This is a genomic window from Argonema galeatum A003/A1 (genome assembly GCF_023333595.1).
Lineage (GTDB): Bacteria > Cyanobacteriota > Cyanobacteriia > Cyanobacteriales > Aerosakkonemataceae > Argonema > Argonema galeatum.
Map to the genome: position 1 here is coordinate 101418 of NZ_JAIQZM010000007.1, position 18510 is coordinate 119927.

Here is an 18510-nt window from a genome sequence, read left to right on the forward strand (position 1 = left end):
ACTACTCTTGCTCCGGCCCCCTCCCCGTGGCGGGGAGGGTTGGGGTGGGGTTCCCCATAACCGCTGAAAAAAGCTTTTGAGCCACTGCCAAATTCGCCGGAGCATTTGCCGCATCCTTACACCGCATTTATCTGTGATTTTAGCCGAATTTCAACTTTATTTTCCTAATTTCCAATCTTCGCCGCCGGGTAATTGAGTGACTTCTTCCGATATCGCCTCACGCAATCTTTCCGGTGAATGAGAATAAGTTAAATTTAGAAATTTAGTTGCTATAGCAATTATGGCAGTTTTGTCTATTCTTTGTTTTACTTGAGATGGAGTTAATCGTCCATCAAATGCTTCTACGCTAGCCCCAACTATAGCATCCTCAAAACCTTGTAAAAGATATTCTTCCCATTCATCTTCTTTAATATAGTAAGATGTTTTATTTTCTTTGATATTCAGGTCTTGAATCTCTACAATTGAATTTCTAATTGAAGCATACCAAGAATTTGTTAGGCGCGGCTCAACTTGGTTTTTGATTAAGTGAACCAGCATCCTAATCAAAAACTTTTTTATATTCCGCAAAATTGCTTTTTTACTCATCCCGTCCAATTCATCTAATAGGGACAACGCATCGTCATAGCGTCCTTCAAGGATGCAATTCCTTAAATCTAGGAGTTCTTGAGTCATAATCAGCCTCACTCGTGGCGATACTTGATAGGTTAAACGAACAATCTTCTATGGGTACGTAGTTGCGCTTTAGCGCTCCAAGAGCGCTAAAGCGCAACTACGTACCAAAGAGCACTATTTCATTCCCTAAACATAACAACTATTCAGTGACATTTAAATTAGCTGATGGAGGCTTTTTCCCCTCAAGGCGTTCCCGGCGTTGGCGAAGAAGATGAGCATCTGCCATTGCAATCAGTTCATCTATTTGCAAACCGACAAGATCGAGCTGTCGGTTGCTTTCGCGCAATCGTTCAAGACTTCGCTTTCTCGTCTCTGCATCAGGGATTTTTGGTTGCTCGCTCATGGTAGGTTCCAATTCCTTTTAATTTCTCGAACACTCGCCAGGGAAGCATCACGGGCAGCTTCTGTTCGTTCTATGGCCTGTGCTAATAAATTTAGCATATCAGCAGGAGCGATCGGTTGAATTTCAAGAATTCTCAACAAAAGCTTATAAAGCTCTGAGTAACGATGCCATTGTGCTTGGTTTACGATCGCAACTTTATATAATACAATAAATGTTGAATGTGAATGTTAGTTGGCTTTTAGATAATGTTGGAAAACGATATGTAATTCAAGTTGCTAGTTACTTGCTTTCTGCGTATGTAGTTGCGCTTTCCAGATCTTATCCCAGTTATAATAAGAGCGCTCTCATCGCAACTACGTACCTAATCGCAATCTCAATTATCATAACTAGCAACTTGGGTTATATACAAAAGTGCGATCGCAAGTTATAATATATGAAAATACTTGATAATAAACAAACCTATCAGGAGCATCTCATGCCACTCACAATCGTCTGGCAACAAGGTAGCACCAACCCCGACAACCGCAATAACTTCGCTGCGATCAAGGAATGGTTTGCCAGTCTCAACGGCCAAGAAATCACCTGGCGGCAGCGATTAATTCCCCCTACGGCAGATGTCAGGGAAATAGACTGGGAACCACAGCGGTTTGATGAGGTATTTGCAATGAGAAATCCCGAAATTCGCGGCATTACTCTCTATTGGCAAAAACCTGATACTCAGCAGGAACGCAGCACTACCCCTCACAAACTGGAACTCGATAATTTGCGTCAGTATTTGTATGTTTATCCTCAGTCTCAAAAAGAAGTGGCGATCCGATTAGGGCTACCGGAAGTCATTTATCAGACTATTCAGCTAACAAATCCTCAGTTGGAATACGGTAAGAAAGGTGAAAATCATGTTGTTACTCTACGAGACGCTCAGCAAAAGTTGGAAGTGAAAGTCGCCCTCAGTCCAGAAAATTTTAAACAACTAAAGCAACAACTACAATAGAGGTATAGGGAAAGAAACCCGGTTTCTTGGAGAAACCGGGTTTCTCTGTACTTCACCCACTCGCAAGCCGCTCTAAATTTTCTGTTTTCATCGTTGGTTAAATTTTTACCACAGATGAAGACAGATGAACACAGATGAACACAGATAAGAATAAGAAGACGAATTTTTTAGGTAATCGATGCTAGCAACTTTAATTCAGAAAGTCGGGTTGCTGTCGTGCGATCATTTCGTACAGGGGCTGGAAACTAAACCAACCCATATAATGAGAACCTACTTGAGTGTATGTTAGGCGTGCGGTGTCGCGCGCGATCGGCATTGGCTTTCCAACTGCTTCAGCCATAAGTTGAGTTTGGCACGATCGCTCCATTGTAATAAACCACCACGCCGCTTCATCAACCGATTGACCAACCGTTAAAATGCCGTGGTTACGCAAAATTAGCGCTTTCTTGGGGCCCAGGGCGTTCGCTAACCGCTTGCCTTCTTCTGGTTCCAGCACAACTCCCGTGTAGTCGTTAAACAAGTTGTGATCTTGGTAAAAGGCACAGGAATCTTGCGTTAGGGGGTCGAGGAGGCGTCCCAAGCTCGACCAACTTTTGCCGTAGAGGGAATGAGCGTGGGCAGCTGCGACGACATCAGGACGAGCTGTGTGAATCTTAGAGTGGATGGCAAAAGCGGCGGCGTTGACTTGTTTGTTACCTTCTACTACTTCGCCTTTGTCGTTGACAAGCACGAGGTCTGAAACTCGGATGTGTCCAAAGTACATCCCGAAGGGGTTGACCCAGAAATGGTCGGTCAGTTCTGGGTCGCGGGCAGTGATGTGCCCAGCTATACCCTCGTCAAACCGATAGCGGGCGAAGAGGCGAAAAGCAGCGGCGAGGCGCTGTTTGCGATGCAGGCGCTCGTCTTCTACACTTTCAAATTTTGGGGGTTTGGGCAAATTTAATTCGGGCATGATAATTAGTTATTACTATTGCTGCTTTGCCGCCGACTGCGGGTAGCCGGTCTTTGTCGATTAGAACGCGGACGTTCTCTAACTTCTGTATTAGTTGGATCGGGTGCTGATACTACCACGTAGGGCGAGACAATCTCTTCGGCTTTTCCAATACTTACCAAAGCCCGATAAATCAAGGCAGCGACTTCGGCTCTGGTTGCCAACCGATCGCCATTGAGAAAGTTTACATTGGGATAACTTACTACCATATCCCGCTCAGTAACTGCTGCGATGAGATCGCGATCGCTTTTTGGGATAGCAGCGGCATCTCTGTACACGCTCAAAATCCTGTCGGCTCCTCTGGTGGGAGAATAGTTCAGTCCTCTTCCCAACGCTACCAAAACGTCAAGACGAGAAACCTTTTGGTCGGGGCTAAAACCTTGGCTGGAATTAGTTTCTAAGAACCCCATTTCATAAGCTTCTTGAATGGCTGGATAAGCCCAGTGGTTAGTCGGTACGTCCCTAAAAGCCACGACATCGCGAACCTTATTGCGATCGAAAGCTTTACGCAAAATTGAGGCAAACTCGGCTCGCGTCACGGGAGCGTTGGGACGATAGAGTCCATCGGGAAAACCTTCGAGAATCTCTTTAGCCACCAGCTGTGCAATAAAGCTTCTAGCCCAGTGATTCGATGGTATATCAGCAAAATTCGCCTGGACTTCCGGGGTGGGAGTTGGCGCTTGGGGTTCTGGCGATCGGGTAGTTCCCGACAAGCGCGTCGCGTTGTAGCTAGAGTTATTGTTGACGTTAGTTACAGCGCCTCCCTTACCCGGCACAGTGGTGAAAACTCTAGGCAAATCAGGTCTAAAAACGCTAATAGCTTGATTTGTGATGGCTTGTTCGCCACCGTTAAAAGAGTTGGGATAAACGCTTGTGCGTGACGGTACTGGCAATCCAGCTACCTGGAACCAAGTCAGGCTAGTATTTGGCACGCCGTTTAGGAAAGAGACTCGTTCTTCACCAGCCCTTGTGCCGGTGATGATGGTGTAGTAGTCGTAGAAATTCGTACCTTGGTCGATACTGCCGTCGCGATCGGCATCAATACCGTAGAGAGTCCGCACCATGCGGTAGAGAGATGCTTGTTCGGGAAAAATTAGGTTAACGGCTGTGTTTTGTGCCAAGAGTTCAAGCTCGGTGAATCCAATCAGGCGATTCCCGGAATCGTACAGACGTAGGACAATGCGATCGCCCGTATTCATTCCCCCCGTAAATATAGCTCGTCTATCCAGCCGATATCTATAGTCGCCGATCAACTGCTCTGGTGCATAGCTGTTGCCGTTTTTAGGCTTTAGGGAAACACGAGCGACTACATCGGAAAGTGTCGCTGATGGTTGTCGAATAGCCAGACTGAAACTGCTTTTGCCTTCCATGCTGACTTGACGAGGGGGCAGCTGTAACGTCCGACGAGGGGGTGTAACCACAGTGCTGCTGACCTGCGGCACGGGGGTCACAGGTTCTTGTGGGGGCGTAACTACTTCAGTTCTGCGAATCGCTGGTTCTTGAGGCGCGGTAAATATTTCAGTTCTGCGAATTACAGGTTCTTGAGGAGCGGTAACTACCTCAGTTCTGCGAATCGCAGGTTCTTGAGGAGCGGTAACTACCTCAGTTCTGCGGATCGCCGGCGCTTGAGGGGGCCTAACTTCAGTTCGGACGCCAAGTGGTTCCTCAATCAGGGGAGGTCTCTGATTTTCGGGGTTAGCTGCCTCATCTTGGTCAATAACCACTTGAGGCAATGGCTCTCTTGTCGATTCTCTCGAAGTCGTTGCTGTTGCCTGTCTGCGTGCCGGAGGCGGCGACAGGCGAGTAGGCGGCGACGGGGGACTGGGCGGGGGTGAAGTAGCGGCTACATTCTGGCTAGCGGTTGGATCTAGCTTCACCAAGGAACCTGTTAGATTAGTGCGATAAACCCAGCGTTGGCGATCTCTATCTCTCCCCACCACCACTCGCCAGCCGGGAACCATAGCCTTAGAGCAAACAATGCCGGGGTTAGCTATCCCCAGACAACCATCAGTCCAGGTTTCCTGTTGAGCTTCAATAATACGCAAGCCAGAAGTTTGTATTCCCGTCTGCTGAGACAAATTCTGTAAAACCGCATTGGCAATAACTTCTGGAACCAACTCGTTATTCTGTCTCGCTTGTCTCCTAGCGGGTTGTGCCGCTAAAAGTTGTTGACTTGCTTCAAGGGTGGAAGCACTGACAGTCGCGCATATCGCCAAGCTAGCTGTAGCAAAAACAATCTTGCCAAGTAAAGCTAAGAAACTCTGATTCATATAGAACTTACGCATTTCAACTGTGGATTTACGATTACTCACTTCGGTGGTGGAAGAGTATGTATAGTGCGAGGGCGAAGCATTGCGGAATCACGTTAACTCAAAACCGAAACCTTAATTCCGCAATGCTTCGCCCCTACAAAATCTTTTGGCGGAAACGGAGTTATCACTCTTTTAAGTCAAAAGATAATATCATATTAAATAACATACTTTACGAATCTTCATAAGAATACTGTGATAACCCAGCCGTTGGCGACAGCCAGCACCTTGGAAAAACTTACCTGGATTTGGAAAGGCCATAAAATTCAGTACACCGTTATGGGCACCGGACGTCCGTTGGTACTGATTCATGGCTTTGGTGCTTCTATTGGACACTGGCGTCAGAATATTCCTGTACTAGCCGCCGGTGGCTACCGAGTATTTGCGCTGGACTTACTGGGATTTGGCGGTTCCGATAAGCCACCATTAGATTACAGCCTGGATGTGTGGTCAGAATTGCTCAAAGATTTCTTTTCATCGCATATTGATGAACCTGCTGTATTTGTGGGCAATTCGATCGGTGCTTTACTCAGTTTAATGGTAGTCGCAGATTATCCAGAAATTTCTGCGGGTGCTATTCTGATCAATTGTGCTGGTGGACTCAATCATCGCCCGGACGAACTAAATTTGCCTTTAAGGTTGGTGATGGGAGGCTTTACCAAGCTGGTCAGTTCCAAAGTTTTTGGCCCGTTTATATTTAATCGGATTCGCCAGAAACACCGCATCCGTCGCACCCTCCAGCAAGTTTATTTTAACTCGGAAGCGATCGCAGACGAACTTGTCGATATCCTCTACGAGCCTTCCTGCGACGCTGGCGCACAACAGGTTTTTGCTTCCATTCTGACTGCGCCTCCTGGCCCCAGTCCATCAGAATTGTTGCCAAAAGTGAAGCATCCGCTACTGGTACTTTGGGGAGAAAAAGACCCCTGGACACCTATTACTGGCGCAAAGATTTATCAGGAACTTAGCGAAAACGGTCAACCGATCGAATTTGTATCAATTCCCAATACCGGTCACTGTCCTCACGATGAACGACCGGATATCGTGAATAAGTTGATTTTGGATTGGTTAGTCGAGCTTTAAAAAGAGATACAACACTTTTCAGGTGAGTGAGGTAAAAAGATCCCCGACTTCTTGGAGAAGTCGGGGATCTCGACCCATAGACTGTACCTCCGATCGGGAATTAATAGAGAGAATCAAACCATGTTGGAACTTAGCAAAATAGAACAAAAAACCAATATTCCCGATCTCTCCTCCATGCCAAAAGCTGAATTACACATACACTTGGAAGGGGCACCTCGTTGGGCTACTGTTCGATCGGCGCTACATCGACACAAAGGGATCGTTTTTCCTGAGTCTCCTTATTGGTACGAACCTCAGTTTCGATTCGCCAACTTTGATGAATTTCGGAATATGTTTAAAAGTTATATTCATCCCTGGTTACAAACATCATCCGGTTATGATGAATTAATTCGCGATGTTGTTGATTCCTTTGTTGAACAAGGTATCCGCTACGTGGAGTTAGACTTTTACGTTCCTTTAGTTGAGCGAGTTGGTGCTTCTCTCGATCGCGTTTTAGAACTTTTGGAAATGGAAGTGGAAAGGGCGCGATCGCATGGTACAATTATCAGAATCATCGCTGGCCTCAATCGCAATGATGGCGTCGAAACCGCTAACTTTTGGGTACAAAAAGTTATTAAAGAAAAAGTTATTTCCGGCTTCGATCTTCACGGTTCAGAAGTTGGTTGGCCCGCCGATTTATTTAAGGAAGCATTTGCGCCAGTTTTTGCAGCTGGGAAAAAAGTCAAGGTACACGCCGGGGAAATGACTGGCCCAGAAAACATTCGCGCTGCTGTAGAGGGACTGGGTGTTAAGCAAATCGGTCACGGTACTTCTGCTATAGAAGATCCAGAAGTTGTCAGCTTGTTGCGCGATCGCAAAATCCTAGTTGAGATGTGTCCCACTTCCAACGAACGCCTCAGAAATATACCATCATATCAAGAACATCCCATTCTCGAACTAGATGCCGCAGGAGTAGCTGTGACTGTCAACTCAGACGACCCTACTTTCTTTGGCTATAATCTGACAGATGAAATGTTGCGTTTGGTGTCCGAACGGCGTGTTACCATTGCCGATTTAGGGCGATGGACGCGCAACGCCTTCGATCGGGCCATTTTAGATCGAGAAACGCGATCGGCTTTCTTGGCAGAATTAGATGAATGGCTTCTCAATCAGGAGTGAATCATGACAAACACAATCTTAGTCACAGGTGCCACCGGGAACGTAGGCGGTCAAGTCGTCAAACAGCTAGCAGCAGCAGGCGCAAACGTGCGTGCAGCAGTTCGTTCTACTAGCCGTGCCGAAGGGCTGACAGGCGTGGAATTAGTCGAATTTGACTTTAACAAACCAGAAACAGTTCAAGCCGCATTTGAAGGCGCTGACAAAGTTTTTTTGGCAACGCCGCTGGTTCCCAATATGGTAGAAATAGAAGCTACCAGTGTAGAAGTTGCCAAAAAAGCAGGTGTCAAACACATCGTTAAGCTGTCGGTCATGGGTGCAGATAGCCAGCCAGAAATGATTTTAGCTCAAATGCACCGCGAGGGAGAAAAAAAGATTGAAGATTCGGGAATTTCCTACACTTTTTTCCGTCCGAATTCCTTTCATCAAAATTACATTACTTATACCGGAAATACCATCAAAAGCCAGAATGCTTTTTATTTGCCATTAGGAGATGGAAAAATCAGCTTTGTCGATACGCGAGATATTGGAGCGGTAGCTGTAGCAATTCTCACACAAAGCGGTCATGAAGGCAAAGCTTACGAAATCACTGGTTCGGAAGCGCTCTCAAATGCTCAGTTAGCCGAAATATTTTCAACTGTTCTTGGCAGACAAATAAACTATATCGATATTCCAGAAGATAGCGCTCGTAATGCAATGAAAGAAATAGGAATGCCAGACCTACAGATTGACATGGTGTTGGGATTGTATGCTGCTCAAAAAGCTGGCGCTTACTCATCTTTGTCGCCAGTAGTAGAACAAATTACTGGGAAGAAACCAATTACTTTTGAACAGTTTGTTAGGGATTACGCTCAGGTATTCACAGGTAGTTAAGCTGCTACGCAGCTAAATTTTATAGTCAATTTAATGAAATTCTTGTGGGATGGGCATCTTGCCCGTCCCTAACTACAATTTAGATGCGTGAGAGCTTAGTAGCCCATAATACTTACATATCTCTCTGTCGATCCCCTAGCTGCTGCCAAAGCGCGTCGCTTTAGCGCTATCTTAAAGAGCGCTGAAGCGCAACAACATACCTGACAAAGTTTTATCATGGGCGATCGACCGGACATGATATTAATCATTCTCCTGTGATATCTTTTAATTTATTCCATAGTTCAAGAACTGGAATTTGACCAAGACCCGCAAATTGGGCATCTCCTGTCTCTATCACTATCCAATCGCCGCTTTCTAATTGCCCGATGTCAATTGTTACATACGGAACACCAAGGCGTTTCGATGCCAAGACTGCCAAGTTCAATACTTCTTTCTCTTCTTCTGGCAATAACTTGCTCAAATCATTTCGACTTTGCCAATAATATCCATACTTTAAAACACGCTCGTTATAAATAAAAAATCTAAACTCTCTTCCCATAGGGAAACCATTTGGGGCTTGGCTAGTATGTCGCAAGTTGACTAATTTCCTGACAATTACTCTGCCTCGCGAACTATATTTTAGTTTCAACAACCATTCGGTGAGTTTAACTAACTCATCCAAATTGTTTGCTACGCAAGACTCCCAACCTTGACTTTTTCTAGACTGAATTGCTCCTTTGACAAATACAGGAAATCCCAATATATTGCCAGCTTCAGCACATTCATCAATTGATTTAATGACAACGCTTTCGGGCGTCAATCCTTTTAATAGTGGGTAAAATAGATTTAATTCCATTGCAGTTTTGTGTTGCAATGGTGTATTGGGCAGTTTTATTCCTTTAGCTAAAGCGGCATTGTAGATAGCCTCATAGCGATCGCACTCAGGAATATATCCTACCCAAATACCAGCATTTTCTTTCGGATATTTAGGAATATGGTAGAGGGCATTTTCTGCCGTGCCGCATAGTTCAAAATCTCGCGGTATATAATAGACTTTGCATCCCAATAATTGGGCAGCTTCAGTCATTAATTTATTTTCCCTTGCGCTCGCAGAGGGCTCTATTTGTTCTAGCGATTCACTCAAAACTATCATATCTTTTGGGAAAGCTCGCTCACATAATTCCAGGAACTTTTCGATAGATTTCAACGATAGTGCAGCTAAAATTTACACTAGCTAATTCCACTTCATCACTTTCTCTGTAAGTTTGAGAAACCCATATTCCCTCATCGTTTAAACGATAACATTCGACGAGTATCTCAGACTGACTGACTAGCACGTATTCCCGTAAAGTTGATGATGTTTGATAGTCGGCAAATTTGTCGCCTCTGTCAAAATCGGCTGTTGATTTAGATAAGACTTCGATAATTAAAGATGGGTAGAGAATGAAGTCTGCGGTAGAAGTTGTATCTCGTTCATCGCAAGTCACTACTACATCGGGATAGTAAAAGCAATTGGCGGCTTCAAGTCTAACTTTCGTATCTAATGCCAAGACGATGCAGGGGCTATCCGAAAGAAAGTTGTTCAACTGTGTTACTAAGTTTCCAGTAATAATAACATGGGGGTTCTTTGCCCCCGTCATTGCATAGACGTGCCCCCGTCTATACTCGTGTTTGATGGGACTTACTTCCTCTCCTTTGAGATAAAGTTCTGGGGAAATGTAGAATTGGTTTTTGTTAACAACCATTTGAGGTAACAGATGATGAAGGGTAGTTATAATTATAATATAATCATGGTAATTTTTGCAAGTAAGGTAAGGTTTAATTATGGCTCATCTAAATCAGCGTCGTCACCAAAATGTTAGCGGTGATTTTTATGTCGATCGCACTTGTATTGATTGCGATACTTGCCGATGGATGGTTCCAGAGGTATTCGATCGCGTTGATGAGCAGTCAGCGGTTTATCATCAACCGATGAATGAGGAAGAAAGAAGACGATCGCTCCAAGCACTCCTCGCCTGTCCCACCGCTTCTATCGGCACTGTCGAAAAACCAAAAGATATTAAACAAGCTCAGCAAAGTCTCCCTATTTTGGTAGATGAAAATATCTATCATTGCGGCTATCACTCGGAAAACTCCTACGGTGCGGCGAGTTATTTGATTGTGCGACCAGAAGGTAATGTTTTGGTTGATTCTCCCCGTTTTACGCCACCTCTTGTCAAACGGCTAGAGGAAATGGGTGGCATTCGTTATATGTATTTGACACACAGAGATGATGTGGCGGATCATCGGAAGTACAGAGAGCATTTTGGGTCCGATCGCATCCTTCATGAGGATGATATGAATTCGGGTACTTGCGACGTAGAAATCAAATTATCTGGTTCCGAACCGCATCAATTGGAGACAGACCTTCTAATTATTCCAGTTCCCGGTCACACCAAAGGTCACACAGTTTTGCTGTACAAAAACAAATATCTGTTCAGCGGCGATCATCTGGCTTGGTCTGCACAACTTGACCACCTCATTGCTTTCCGAGATGCCTGTTGGTACTCCTGGAGAGAACAGTCGAAATCTATGAAAAAACTGTCTGAATATTCGTTCGAGTGGGTACTACCCGGTCACGGACGCCGCTACCACGCTGACGCCGAGACAATGCGTCACCAAATGCAGCAGTGTATTGCTTATATGGAAGCAAAATAGCTGCGACTTTAGTCAGTCATATAGAATGATTCATTTGCTAACCTAGATGCCACAGGTAATATCGTTTGGATTTATTTCTGCTACCAATGAACACTCTCTGGTGTAGAAACGTTTCATGAAACGTCTCTACATCTGTAGCAAACATTTAGGTAATCCATATAACCCCTCCTTGGATTATTTTTATAAGCTGAATCAAAGTCAGAAAAATATCGCTTTTCTGGCATTCCCAAACTAAACTTAATAGCCTTAGCTAGCCAAAACTTGAGCAGGCGTCACGCGCCACAATTGTTCCAGTCCAGTTGCAGGCATGGTGAGATACAAAATATCCCCAGCACCTAATGCGGTTTCCAATACATCCCAGCCATGAATGGTTTGGGATTTTGTTTCGATATACAAAGGCACGAAGTCAGCATCCATCGCCGCTTCTTTAACGCGCTTGCCACAAAAAGGATGTCCTGAAGTAATCATCGTTGCTAAGGCAACCCACAGAGTATCGCCGGTAATTCCATTACCCAAAATGCGTCCTCCCAAAGCTGCCGCCGCAAAAGCAGGTGCAGCTAATTCAGTCGGACTCAACACAGATTCAAATTCAAACACTTTTTGCACAGTGGAAGCAAAGTGCGGGTCTTGATTACGCACGACTACCGGCAATTTGGGCATGATGCCTTTGGCGGTGAGGGCAATTTCTAAATTTGCCATATCGTCGCTGGTAACTGCTAAGAGGGCGTCTGCTTTTTGAAGGTTGGCAGCTTTCAGATTTGCCGACAAACTGGCATCTCCCAAAATCACGGGAACGCCTGAAGAACGAACTGTATTGACAAACCGATTGTTGGGGTCTTTTTCGATGACGACTACTTCATGTCCGTGACAGTGCAGTTGATTGACTATTTGCACGCCGATGCCGCCTAGTCCGCAGATAATGTAGTGATTTCGTGCGGGAACTCGTGCGGCGTCCCAAAATTGTTTCAAGCGGGTTCCTAAAACAAAATCGGTAAGTAGTGCGTAGAAAATACCAATAGTTGCTGCCCCAACCAGCATCATGAATATTGTAAATAATTTGATGCTGTCGGGAGCGTTTTCTGCTACTTTTTCGTTACCGCCAGCGCCGCTAATCATGCCGACAGAAAAATAGAGCGCATCAATAAAAGATGTTTGCACGTTGGTGAAGATATAGGTCAGCGTGCCAGTAAAAACGGTTAGGAAAAGTACGATAGTTATCACCGCTAGCGCTTGACCGTGTTGCTTAAATTGTCGCAAATTTGTGAAAATTTTGAGCAGTTTTTGAATGGAAGGTTGGCGATGGTTGCGGACGCTGGGTTGGGTGCCGATAATCAGACGATCGCCTTCTTGCAGCAGCTGTCCGCAGACGACGGCAGAAACTAAATCTATTTGACCGTTCACTGGCATATAGTAAATCAGCATCCGGGAACGATCGTCCCACAGTTCGCTCAGCTTACGACCTTTCCAGGGGTGGTTTTCGTGAATATGTACTTCATGGATGGGCCAAGTTTGGTTAAACAGTCGCAACTGTCCGATCGCTTTATTTCCCAAGGCAGCAAAGGCAAATACTGGCGCTGCTAGGGCGGCAACGCTCATGGTAACGTGATCGGGGAGGATTTTATCGAGGCGATCGCCTAAGCTGGTGTTGAACAGCCGATTGATGATGCGAATGCGGGGGTTGAGAACTCGTGCCTGGGTGAGAATCGCCAAATTCAGCGCTTCGTCCTTCCCAGCTAGAACTAAGGTATGCGCTTCGTGAATCCCAGCCGCTTTCAGGGTAGCAGCCGCTTTTACATCTCCGGTGACAACATCATCGTTTTCACCAGGGATACGTTGGTCATCAATACCAACAACAGATGCTCCCTGTTGCCTTAGCAAGCAGAAGATTTTATAGCCAGTCGGGCCTAAGCCGCAGACAATTATTCGGGGTTTCATATGACCTGAAATAAGGACAATGCAGAAGCTGCTTCTACCCAAACTCTAATTGTCGATCGCTGTGGCTCTCAAGACTGTAGCTGAAATCACCTTATTATCGAGGTTCGATCGGCTGATGATGAAACTTTGGCTGCATTGCGATCGTCTACTGACCTTCGGTAGTGCAAAATTCTGACAAAACTTATGAAGAATTTGGCTCAAGTCACCACGACTTTTGGCATATTATCAACTCTACTTGTCGCTGCACCGGCAATGACGCAAAACCAACCGCCGCCAACTATCCCTCGCGCATCACCCAATACAACCTTCACCGTGACCCGCCAGTCGGGAACTTGTCCCAGGACAGTCAAGCTTTGGACTTCATTTCGTTATTATGAAGGGGGTGGGGAAAATACTGTTATTTCCGATACGGCTGCGATCGCAGGGCCAGCTCGCTTAGTGCGATCGACCAAGAAGTTGGCCGAATTCACAGCGCCGCTGAAAAGTAACTTCGCTTCCTGTGTCGGTCAAGCTGTCTCTGCGGAAGACTCCAATTACAGTTTCCGTTTCGGAAATAGAAATGTTACTTTCCGCGTCCAGCTACCGCCAGATACTCCCAGTAATCCTTCCCTAATCACCTATAAAAATGTCGTTTCTTCCCGTCCCGCTGTGCGCTGGGCGATCGCAGACTAAAATTATGGTAAACCAGATGAAAAAATTGTGGCAATTCACCACAAGTTTGAGCATATTATCAGCCTTGCTTGCCGCTACACCAGCACTAACCCAAAATCAACGGTTATTGCCACCCACTTTGCCACGTACTGCGCCGGATTCGACGCTCAACGTAACGCGCCAGTCGGGAACTTGTCCCAGGACGGTAAAGCTTTGGACTTCAGTTCGTCGATACGATGGCGGTGGTGAATTTGTTGTGATTGCCGATACGAGTGCGATCGCAGGGCCAGCTCGCTTAGTTCGATCAAACACAAAGTCTGCCGAATTCACCGCGCCATTGAAAAGTAACTTTGCTTCCTGTGTCGGTCAAGCAGCGTCTCGCGAAGAAATGCTAAACGGTTATAGTTTCCGCTTCCAAAATAGAACAGTTACTTTTCGCGTCCAGTTGCCACCAGACACTCCTAGTAATCCTTCTGGAATTGCCTATAAAGGTGTGGTGTCTTCCCGTCCAGCTGTAAAATGGCAAATTGCCGACTAATTGAAATCAAATCGGGTAATATCGAATACCTAAATGTTTGCTACAGATTGTAGAGTAGGGGCGGGTTTTGACTTTAATCTGATCGATAGGAATCAAGCTCTTTGGCTCTTCCCGCCCCTACCCATTTGTCTCAAGCATTTGCGTAAACGATATAACATCTACTTCTGTATATTATGCAATTGATAATGGGTAATAATCGTACCAATTACCCATTAAAATTAGGAATTGCCAATGCTCGGTAATTAAAACATAATTATGAAGAACTTGGCAAAGTTAATCGCAACATTGGGCATATTATTACTATTGCTTGCAGTCACGCCAGCAATGTCGCAAAATCTCCCTGCGCCCTCTGTGCCTAGCACTCCACCCGATACCACATTCAACGTAATACGCCAGTCGGGAACTTGTCCCCGTAACATCAAGCTTTGGACATTAATTGGTAAATACGCTGGTAATTCTGTATTTACCGTTATTGCTGACACGAATACGATCGCAAGTTCGGCCCGATTGGTTAAATCAGACAAAAAACTTGCGGAATTCATAGCACCATTGAAAAGTAACTTTGCTGATTGCGTCGGTGAGGCTATATCTGAAGATGTTGATGAAAGAACTTTCTACACTTTCCGGTTCCAAAATAAAAATGTGATTTTTCGCGTCCAACTGCAACCAGACACTCCAGGGAATCCTTCTGAAATAGTATATAAAAACCTGGTGTTGTCCCGTCCGGCTGTAAGGTGGATTGGCGTTGAATAATACTAAACTTTAAAACATGAAAAATTGGACGGTAATTTATACTACATTAACGTTATTGTTGGCGGTTATGGTAACTGTAATTACTCAGCTAACGCCAGCCCAATCAGTAACAGAAGTCCAATCAAATCCTCCGCCAAATAAAACGTTAAATGTTGTCCGCCAAGCAGGAAATTGCCCTAAAAATGTAGGACTTTGGATTATCTCGTTTGGCTATAGAGATGAAGCAGCTATGTCGGAACAAATAGTAATTGCTGACACTTTAGCGATCGCAGGTCGTGCTAAGTTAACGACATCGCGTTTTCGGTTTGTAGAATATCAAGCACCGTTACAAGAAGCTTATGCTTCCTGTGTCGGTCAAGCTAGTTCCCCGACAGAACCCAATTCCTTAGATGCGCGTTACAAGTTTCGCTTCCAAAATCGCAACGTTTATTTTAGTATCGATCTCACAAATACCCCTGAAGGTTTTGGTGCGGGAATTATCGAACACAAAATAATTGGATTGCGTCCTTACGCGCTATGGCAATTTATTGATTAGCGATTAGTTATCCAGATGCAATGATAGAAATGGATAAGATTGTGAGTGGAAAAAGATGTTGGGTTTCTTTGTTTCAACTTGATATATAAAAAAGGGCGATATGCTACGCATCGCTTACGCGAACGCGCTAGCTGCTGTTTGCATTTGCTGCCAAACTGCTGCTTGGATTTTGGCATCAAAGTCAGGAGCGTCTACAATCGTAATAATATATAGTAATTAGTCGCAATTCCATTGTTTGCCATGACGCTGAAAGAATTAGAGCCTCAACTGCTGGCACTCTCTGACGACGAAAAAGCTCAAGTCGTTCAACTCCTATCCCAGGGCAAAATTAATCTAGGGCGCGGTATTGAAAAAACGCCTGGTGTTTGTGGTGGTAGTGCTTGTATTGTTGGAACTCGCATCACCGTTTGGGGACTTATAGAAGCTCGTCGCATTGGATATAGTGAAGCCGATTTACTCACTAGCTATCCATCGCTTTCTGCTACTGATATTGCAAATGCCTGGGCTTATGCTGAAGCTTTCCCGGACGAAATTGAAACAGAAATCCGGGAAAACGATCGAGTGATGTACGAGGATTTGTAGTAGATGGCGCGTCTCTATGCTGATGAGCAATACCCATATCCTGTTGTAGAATTGTTGCGATCTTTGGGACATGATGTTTTAACTGTTCAAGAAGCAGGTAAAGCAAATCAGAGAATTCCCGATCCGGATGTGTTAGCTTTTGCAACTAACTCCAACCGTGCTGTTATTACCCAGAATCGTAAAGATTTCTTTCGATTGCATCGCATACAGCCAGATCATGCTGGTATTATTGCCTGTACGAACGACCGCGATTGGGAGGCGCTGGCTAACCGAATCCACGTTGCAATTACAGCAAAAGAACCTTTGCAAGGCAAACTGATTCGCGTTGTGCGTCCTGCTGTGTCACCCTAGAGTTAGGTAATTACAAATAGGCGATCGCTATCCGTTCAATCATCGCATTGTTATTATAAAAATGGATAAAATTATGCTAGTCTAGAATAAATTTATAAACTTTGTTTCATTTTGAATAGTACATTCGGGAAAGTTATCATGTCGTCCCTAGAGAGTGCAGCAGCAATTCCTTCAGATTTGATCTGGCGCTTAAGCTTAGATCGTTATCATAGTATGATTAAAAATGGTATTCTTACGGACGAAGATCCGGTAGAATTGTTAGAAGGCTGGTTAGTTTTCAAAATGCCAAAAAATCCCCCACATAGAGCAGCAACTCGCCTTGTCAGAATCGCGATCGAGAGCATTTTGCCTTCAGGATGGTATGTCGATTCGCAAGAACCGATCGCACTATTTGATAGCGAACCAGAACAGGATGTGGTTGTTGTTAGAGGAGATACTCGACAGTACCTCGATCGACATCCGGGTGCTGAAGATATTGCCCTTGTTGTCGAAGTAGCCGATACGACCCTTCAACGCGATCGCTCTTTAAAGAAACGCATTTATGCTCGTGCTGGCATTCCAATTTACTGGATTGTAAATCTCCTCTCTCGACAGATTGAGGTATATACTCAGCCATTTGGAGAAGCCGAACATTCAGATTATGCCACACAACAAAACTATGGGCTAGAGGATGCGCTGCCTTTAGCGATCGAAGGATTTGAGATAGGAACGCTCTCTGTAGATTCTCTATTGCCTTAACATTAATCGCCCATTTCGCGATAGGCGATCGCTCTTTTTTTGGTGGTGCGATCGCTATCTATCCAATCATCACATTGCAATGATAAAAATAGATAATATAGCAACCGCCAAGGCGATTATGGCAGTAGGGGCGAAGCATTCGGGTAGTAAATCTTCGGTTTTAACCAATAAATTATATGCCCAAATGCTTCGCCCCTACCCCAGATTTATGGCTTAACCGCCTTGGCGGTTGCTATATTGTGAAGTTTCTCACAATATTGGTAGAGCTATACCACTCTCAGGTAAGCTAGAACTGCTCGGAATAATATCCTCTACCTCTCTAAGAAGCTGCCAATCAATTACTGCCACCCAAAGACTTTCCTCTTCAGAATATTGCACCACACCATCCGCTTCTAATTCTTCGCTATAGAGAATGAGCAATTGACCATCTTGCAACTTAATATTTTGGCGACTCAAATCTTCAATCGTCCCCACACAATTCAGACGAAGACGACCTTTTTCATCGGCATTATGAAAGTCGGCAAAAATTTTAGGGTTACTCATAAGTTTACTCCGATCGGGATGATTGCTTTGCTGGATTGGGAATCGTTGGTGTCAGCAGAAAGCTTGCTTGATCTGGTGTTAATCCAGTTAGAGTTGCATGATTTGAACTTCTGCCAGAAGTACGGATGACATCTCCACCTTCCGAGCGAATCTCGCCTACTGTCGTCACCCCAACTTGTCCATGAGGGATTGCTACTGCTAACTCTGCTACAGATAATCCTACTGCACATTCTACAGAAATTGGGGATGATTGTAGAGAATCAGTGAAACGCAATCGGTATCCAAAATATATTGACACACCAAAAGACACCTCTACAGGTAATAGGAAGGATCGACTTCCGATTCATCATCTAATGTTCTTTCGGCGCGAATTGACTCCATAATTGCAGCCAAATCGGAATCATCTTTAAAGACACCTGCAAATTTTTTCCAGGTTGCTTCTGAAGTCTGAATCGGCACGTTCCATGAAATCGCTTCCATATTTTTTAGCCGTTCTAAAAACGTAGCTTGAATTTGTGCGATCGCCTCTTCTCTTGTTTCTGCTTTCACTCGACAGTCGGGAAACTCTCTGACAGATGCCGCAATTTGCCCGGATGTGAGTGCTTCTAGCAGGAGTGTGACTTTGAGGTTGGTGAATGGATCGGACTGCGACAAGTCTAGGTTGATCATGTTAATTTTTGAAAGACTAATTATGAGCTTTACCTTTATTATACCGCAGATAGCGATCGCACTACCAAAAAAAGTGCGATCGCTCTCGTCCAATCATCGCATTGTCATGGTGGAAATGGATA

Annotated in this window: 22 protein-coding genes; 12 read left to right on the plus strand and 10 right to left on the minus strand. The window is 44.9% G+C overall.

Going from position 1 to position 18510, the window contains the following annotated elements:
• Positions 1–156 precede the first annotated feature (156 nt).
• Together LAY41_RS09955 and LAY41_RS09960 are read right to left on the minus strand one after the other, a co-directional pair.
• Positions 157–672: a DUF29 family protein gene (locus tag LAY41_RS09955; RefSeq protein WP_249096997.1), complete on the minus strand. Its 516-nt coding sequence runs from the start codon at positions 670–672 to the stop codon at positions 157–159.
• 139 nt (positions 673–811) lie between these two features.
• Entirely contained in the window at positions 812–1015 is a 204-nt protein-coding gene (locus LAY41_RS09960; protein WP_249096998.1) for a hypothetical protein, read from the minus strand.
• Between the two features lie 433 nt (positions 1016–1448).
• On the opposite strand from LAY41_RS09960, the gene LAY41_RS09965 reads away from it, so the two are divergent.
• Positions 1449–2006 carry a hypothetical protein gene (locus tag LAY41_RS09965; protein ID WP_249097000.1) on the plus strand — a complete coding sequence of 186 codons (558 nt, stop codon included), beginning with the start codon at positions 1449–1451 and terminating at the stop codon, positions 2004–2006.
• Positions 2007–2196: 190 nt separating this feature from the next.
• On the opposite strand, the gene LAY41_RS09970 is transcribed toward LAY41_RS09965, so the two are convergent.
• Complete coding sequence (locus LAY41_RS09970) at positions 2197–2958, minus strand: class II aldolase/adducin family protein (RefSeq protein ID WP_249097002.1); 762 nt, start codon at positions 2956–2958, stop codon at positions 2197–2199.
• Between the two features lie 5 nt (positions 2959–2963).
• Complete coding sequence (locus LAY41_RS09975; RefSeq protein ID WP_249097003.1) at positions 2964–5267, minus strand: S-layer homology domain-containing protein; 2304 nt, start codon at positions 5265–5267, stop codon at positions 2964–2966.
• Positions 5268–5501: 234 nt separating this feature from the next.
• Here LAY41_RS09975 and LAY41_RS09980 point away from each other — a divergent pair, with 234 nt between their 5' ends.
• The 3 genes from LAY41_RS09980 (at position 5502) to LAY41_RS09990 (ending at position 8417) form a co-directional block, all read left to right on the plus strand.
• A complete protein-coding gene (locus LAY41_RS09980; RefSeq protein ID WP_249097004.1) occupies positions 5502–6389 on the plus strand; it encodes an alpha/beta fold hydrolase in 888 nt (295 codons plus the stop codon).
• Between the two features lie 120 nt (positions 6390–6509).
• Positions 6510–7547, plus strand: a complete 1038-nt coding sequence (locus tag LAY41_RS09985; protein WP_249097005.1) for an adenosine deaminase family protein — start codon at positions 6510–6512, stop codon at positions 7545–7547.
• 3 nt (positions 7548–7550) lie between these two features.
• On the plus strand, positions 7551–8417 hold the full coding sequence (locus tag LAY41_RS09990) for an SDR family oxidoreductase (RefSeq protein WP_249097006.1): 867 nt from the start codon (positions 7551–7553) through the stop codon (positions 8415–8417).
• 244 nt (positions 8418–8661) lie between these two features.
• On the opposite strand, the gene LAY41_RS09995 is transcribed toward LAY41_RS09990, so the two are convergent.
• Both LAY41_RS09995 and LAY41_RS10000 read right to left on the minus strand, forming a co-directional pair.
• Complete coding sequence (locus tag LAY41_RS09995; protein WP_249097007.1) at positions 8662–9483, minus strand: ATP-grasp domain-containing protein; 822 nt, start codon at positions 9481–9483, stop codon at positions 8662–8664.
• A gap of 85 nt (positions 9484–9568) precedes the next feature.
• Positions 9569–10141, minus strand: a complete 573-nt coding sequence (locus tag LAY41_RS10000; RefSeq protein WP_249097008.1) for a Uma2 family endonuclease — start codon at positions 10139–10141, stop codon at positions 9569–9571.
• 79 nt (positions 10142–10220) lie between these two features.
• On the opposite strand from LAY41_RS10000, the gene LAY41_RS10005 reads away from it, so the two are divergent.
• On the plus strand, positions 10221–11093 hold the full coding sequence (locus tag LAY41_RS10005; RefSeq protein ID WP_249097011.1) for an MBL fold metallo-hydrolase: 873 nt from the start codon (positions 10221–10223) through the stop codon (positions 11091–11093).
• A gap of 246 nt (positions 11094–11339) precedes the next feature.
• On the opposite strand, the gene LAY41_RS10010 is transcribed toward LAY41_RS10005, so the two are convergent.
• Positions 11340–13028, minus strand: coding sequence for a potassium channel family protein (locus tag LAY41_RS10010; RefSeq protein WP_249097016.1), 1689 nt, complete (start codon positions 13026–13028; stop codon positions 11340–11342).
• Positions 13029–13211: 183 nt separating this feature from the next.
• On the opposite strand from LAY41_RS10010, the gene LAY41_RS10015 reads away from it, so the two are divergent.
• The 7 genes from LAY41_RS10015 to LAY41_RS10045 all read left to right on the plus strand — a co-directional run bounded on the left by LAY41_RS10015 (position 13212) and on the right by LAY41_RS10045 (position 17176).
• Positions 13212–13700 (plus strand): hypothetical protein, encoded by a 489-nt coding sequence (locus LAY41_RS10015; protein WP_249097017.1) that lies wholly within the window; start codon positions 13212–13214, stop codon positions 13698–13700.
• A 4-nt stretch (positions 13701–13704) separates the two neighbouring features.
• Complete coding sequence (locus tag LAY41_RS10020) at positions 13705–14217, plus strand: hypothetical protein (RefSeq protein WP_249097018.1); 513 nt, start codon at positions 13705–13707, stop codon at positions 14215–14217.
• Between the two features lie 255 nt (positions 14218–14472).
• On the plus strand, positions 14473–14970 hold the full coding sequence (locus LAY41_RS10025) for a hypothetical protein (RefSeq protein ID WP_249097019.1): 498 nt from the start codon (positions 14473–14475) through the stop codon (positions 14968–14970).
• A gap of 16 nt (positions 14971–14986) precedes the next feature.
• Positions 14987–15505 (plus strand): hypothetical protein, encoded by a 519-nt coding sequence (locus LAY41_RS10030; RefSeq protein ID WP_249097021.1) that lies wholly within the window; start codon positions 14987–14989, stop codon positions 15503–15505.
• A gap of 240 nt (positions 15506–15745) precedes the next feature.
• Entirely contained in the window at positions 15746–16087 is a 342-nt protein-coding gene (locus LAY41_RS10035) for a DUF433 domain-containing protein (RefSeq protein ID WP_249097022.1), read from the plus strand.
• 3 nt (positions 16088–16090) lie between these two features.
• A complete protein-coding gene (locus LAY41_RS10040) occupies positions 16091–16438 on the plus strand; it encodes a DUF5615 family PIN-like protein (RefSeq protein ID WP_249097023.1) in 348 nt (115 codons plus the stop codon).
• A 138-nt stretch (positions 16439–16576) separates the two neighbouring features.
• Complete coding sequence (locus tag LAY41_RS10045; RefSeq protein ID WP_249097025.1) at positions 16577–17176, plus strand: Uma2 family endonuclease; 600 nt, start codon at positions 16577–16579, stop codon at positions 17174–17176.
• Between the two features lie 249 nt (positions 17177–17425).
• On the opposite strand, the gene LAY41_RS10050 is transcribed toward LAY41_RS10045, so the two are convergent.
• Genes LAY41_RS10050 through LAY41_RS10060 form a run of 3 tightly spaced genes read right to left on the minus strand, consistent with a single transcriptional unit; the run spans position 17426 to position 18481 of the window.
• Positions 17426–17719, minus strand: coding sequence for a hypothetical protein (locus LAY41_RS10050; RefSeq protein WP_249097026.1), 294 nt, complete (start codon positions 17717–17719; stop codon positions 17426–17428).
• A 4-nt stretch (positions 17720–17723) separates the two neighbouring features.
• Complete coding sequence (locus LAY41_RS10055) at positions 17724–17993, minus strand: hypothetical protein (protein ID WP_249097027.1); 270 nt, start codon at positions 17991–17993, stop codon at positions 17724–17726.
• A gap of 38 nt (positions 17994–18031) precedes the next feature.
• Complete coding sequence (locus tag LAY41_RS10060) at positions 18032–18481, minus strand: hypothetical protein (protein WP_249097028.1); 450 nt, start codon at positions 18479–18481, stop codon at positions 18032–18034.
• Between the last annotated feature and the right edge of the window lie 29 nt (positions 18482–18510).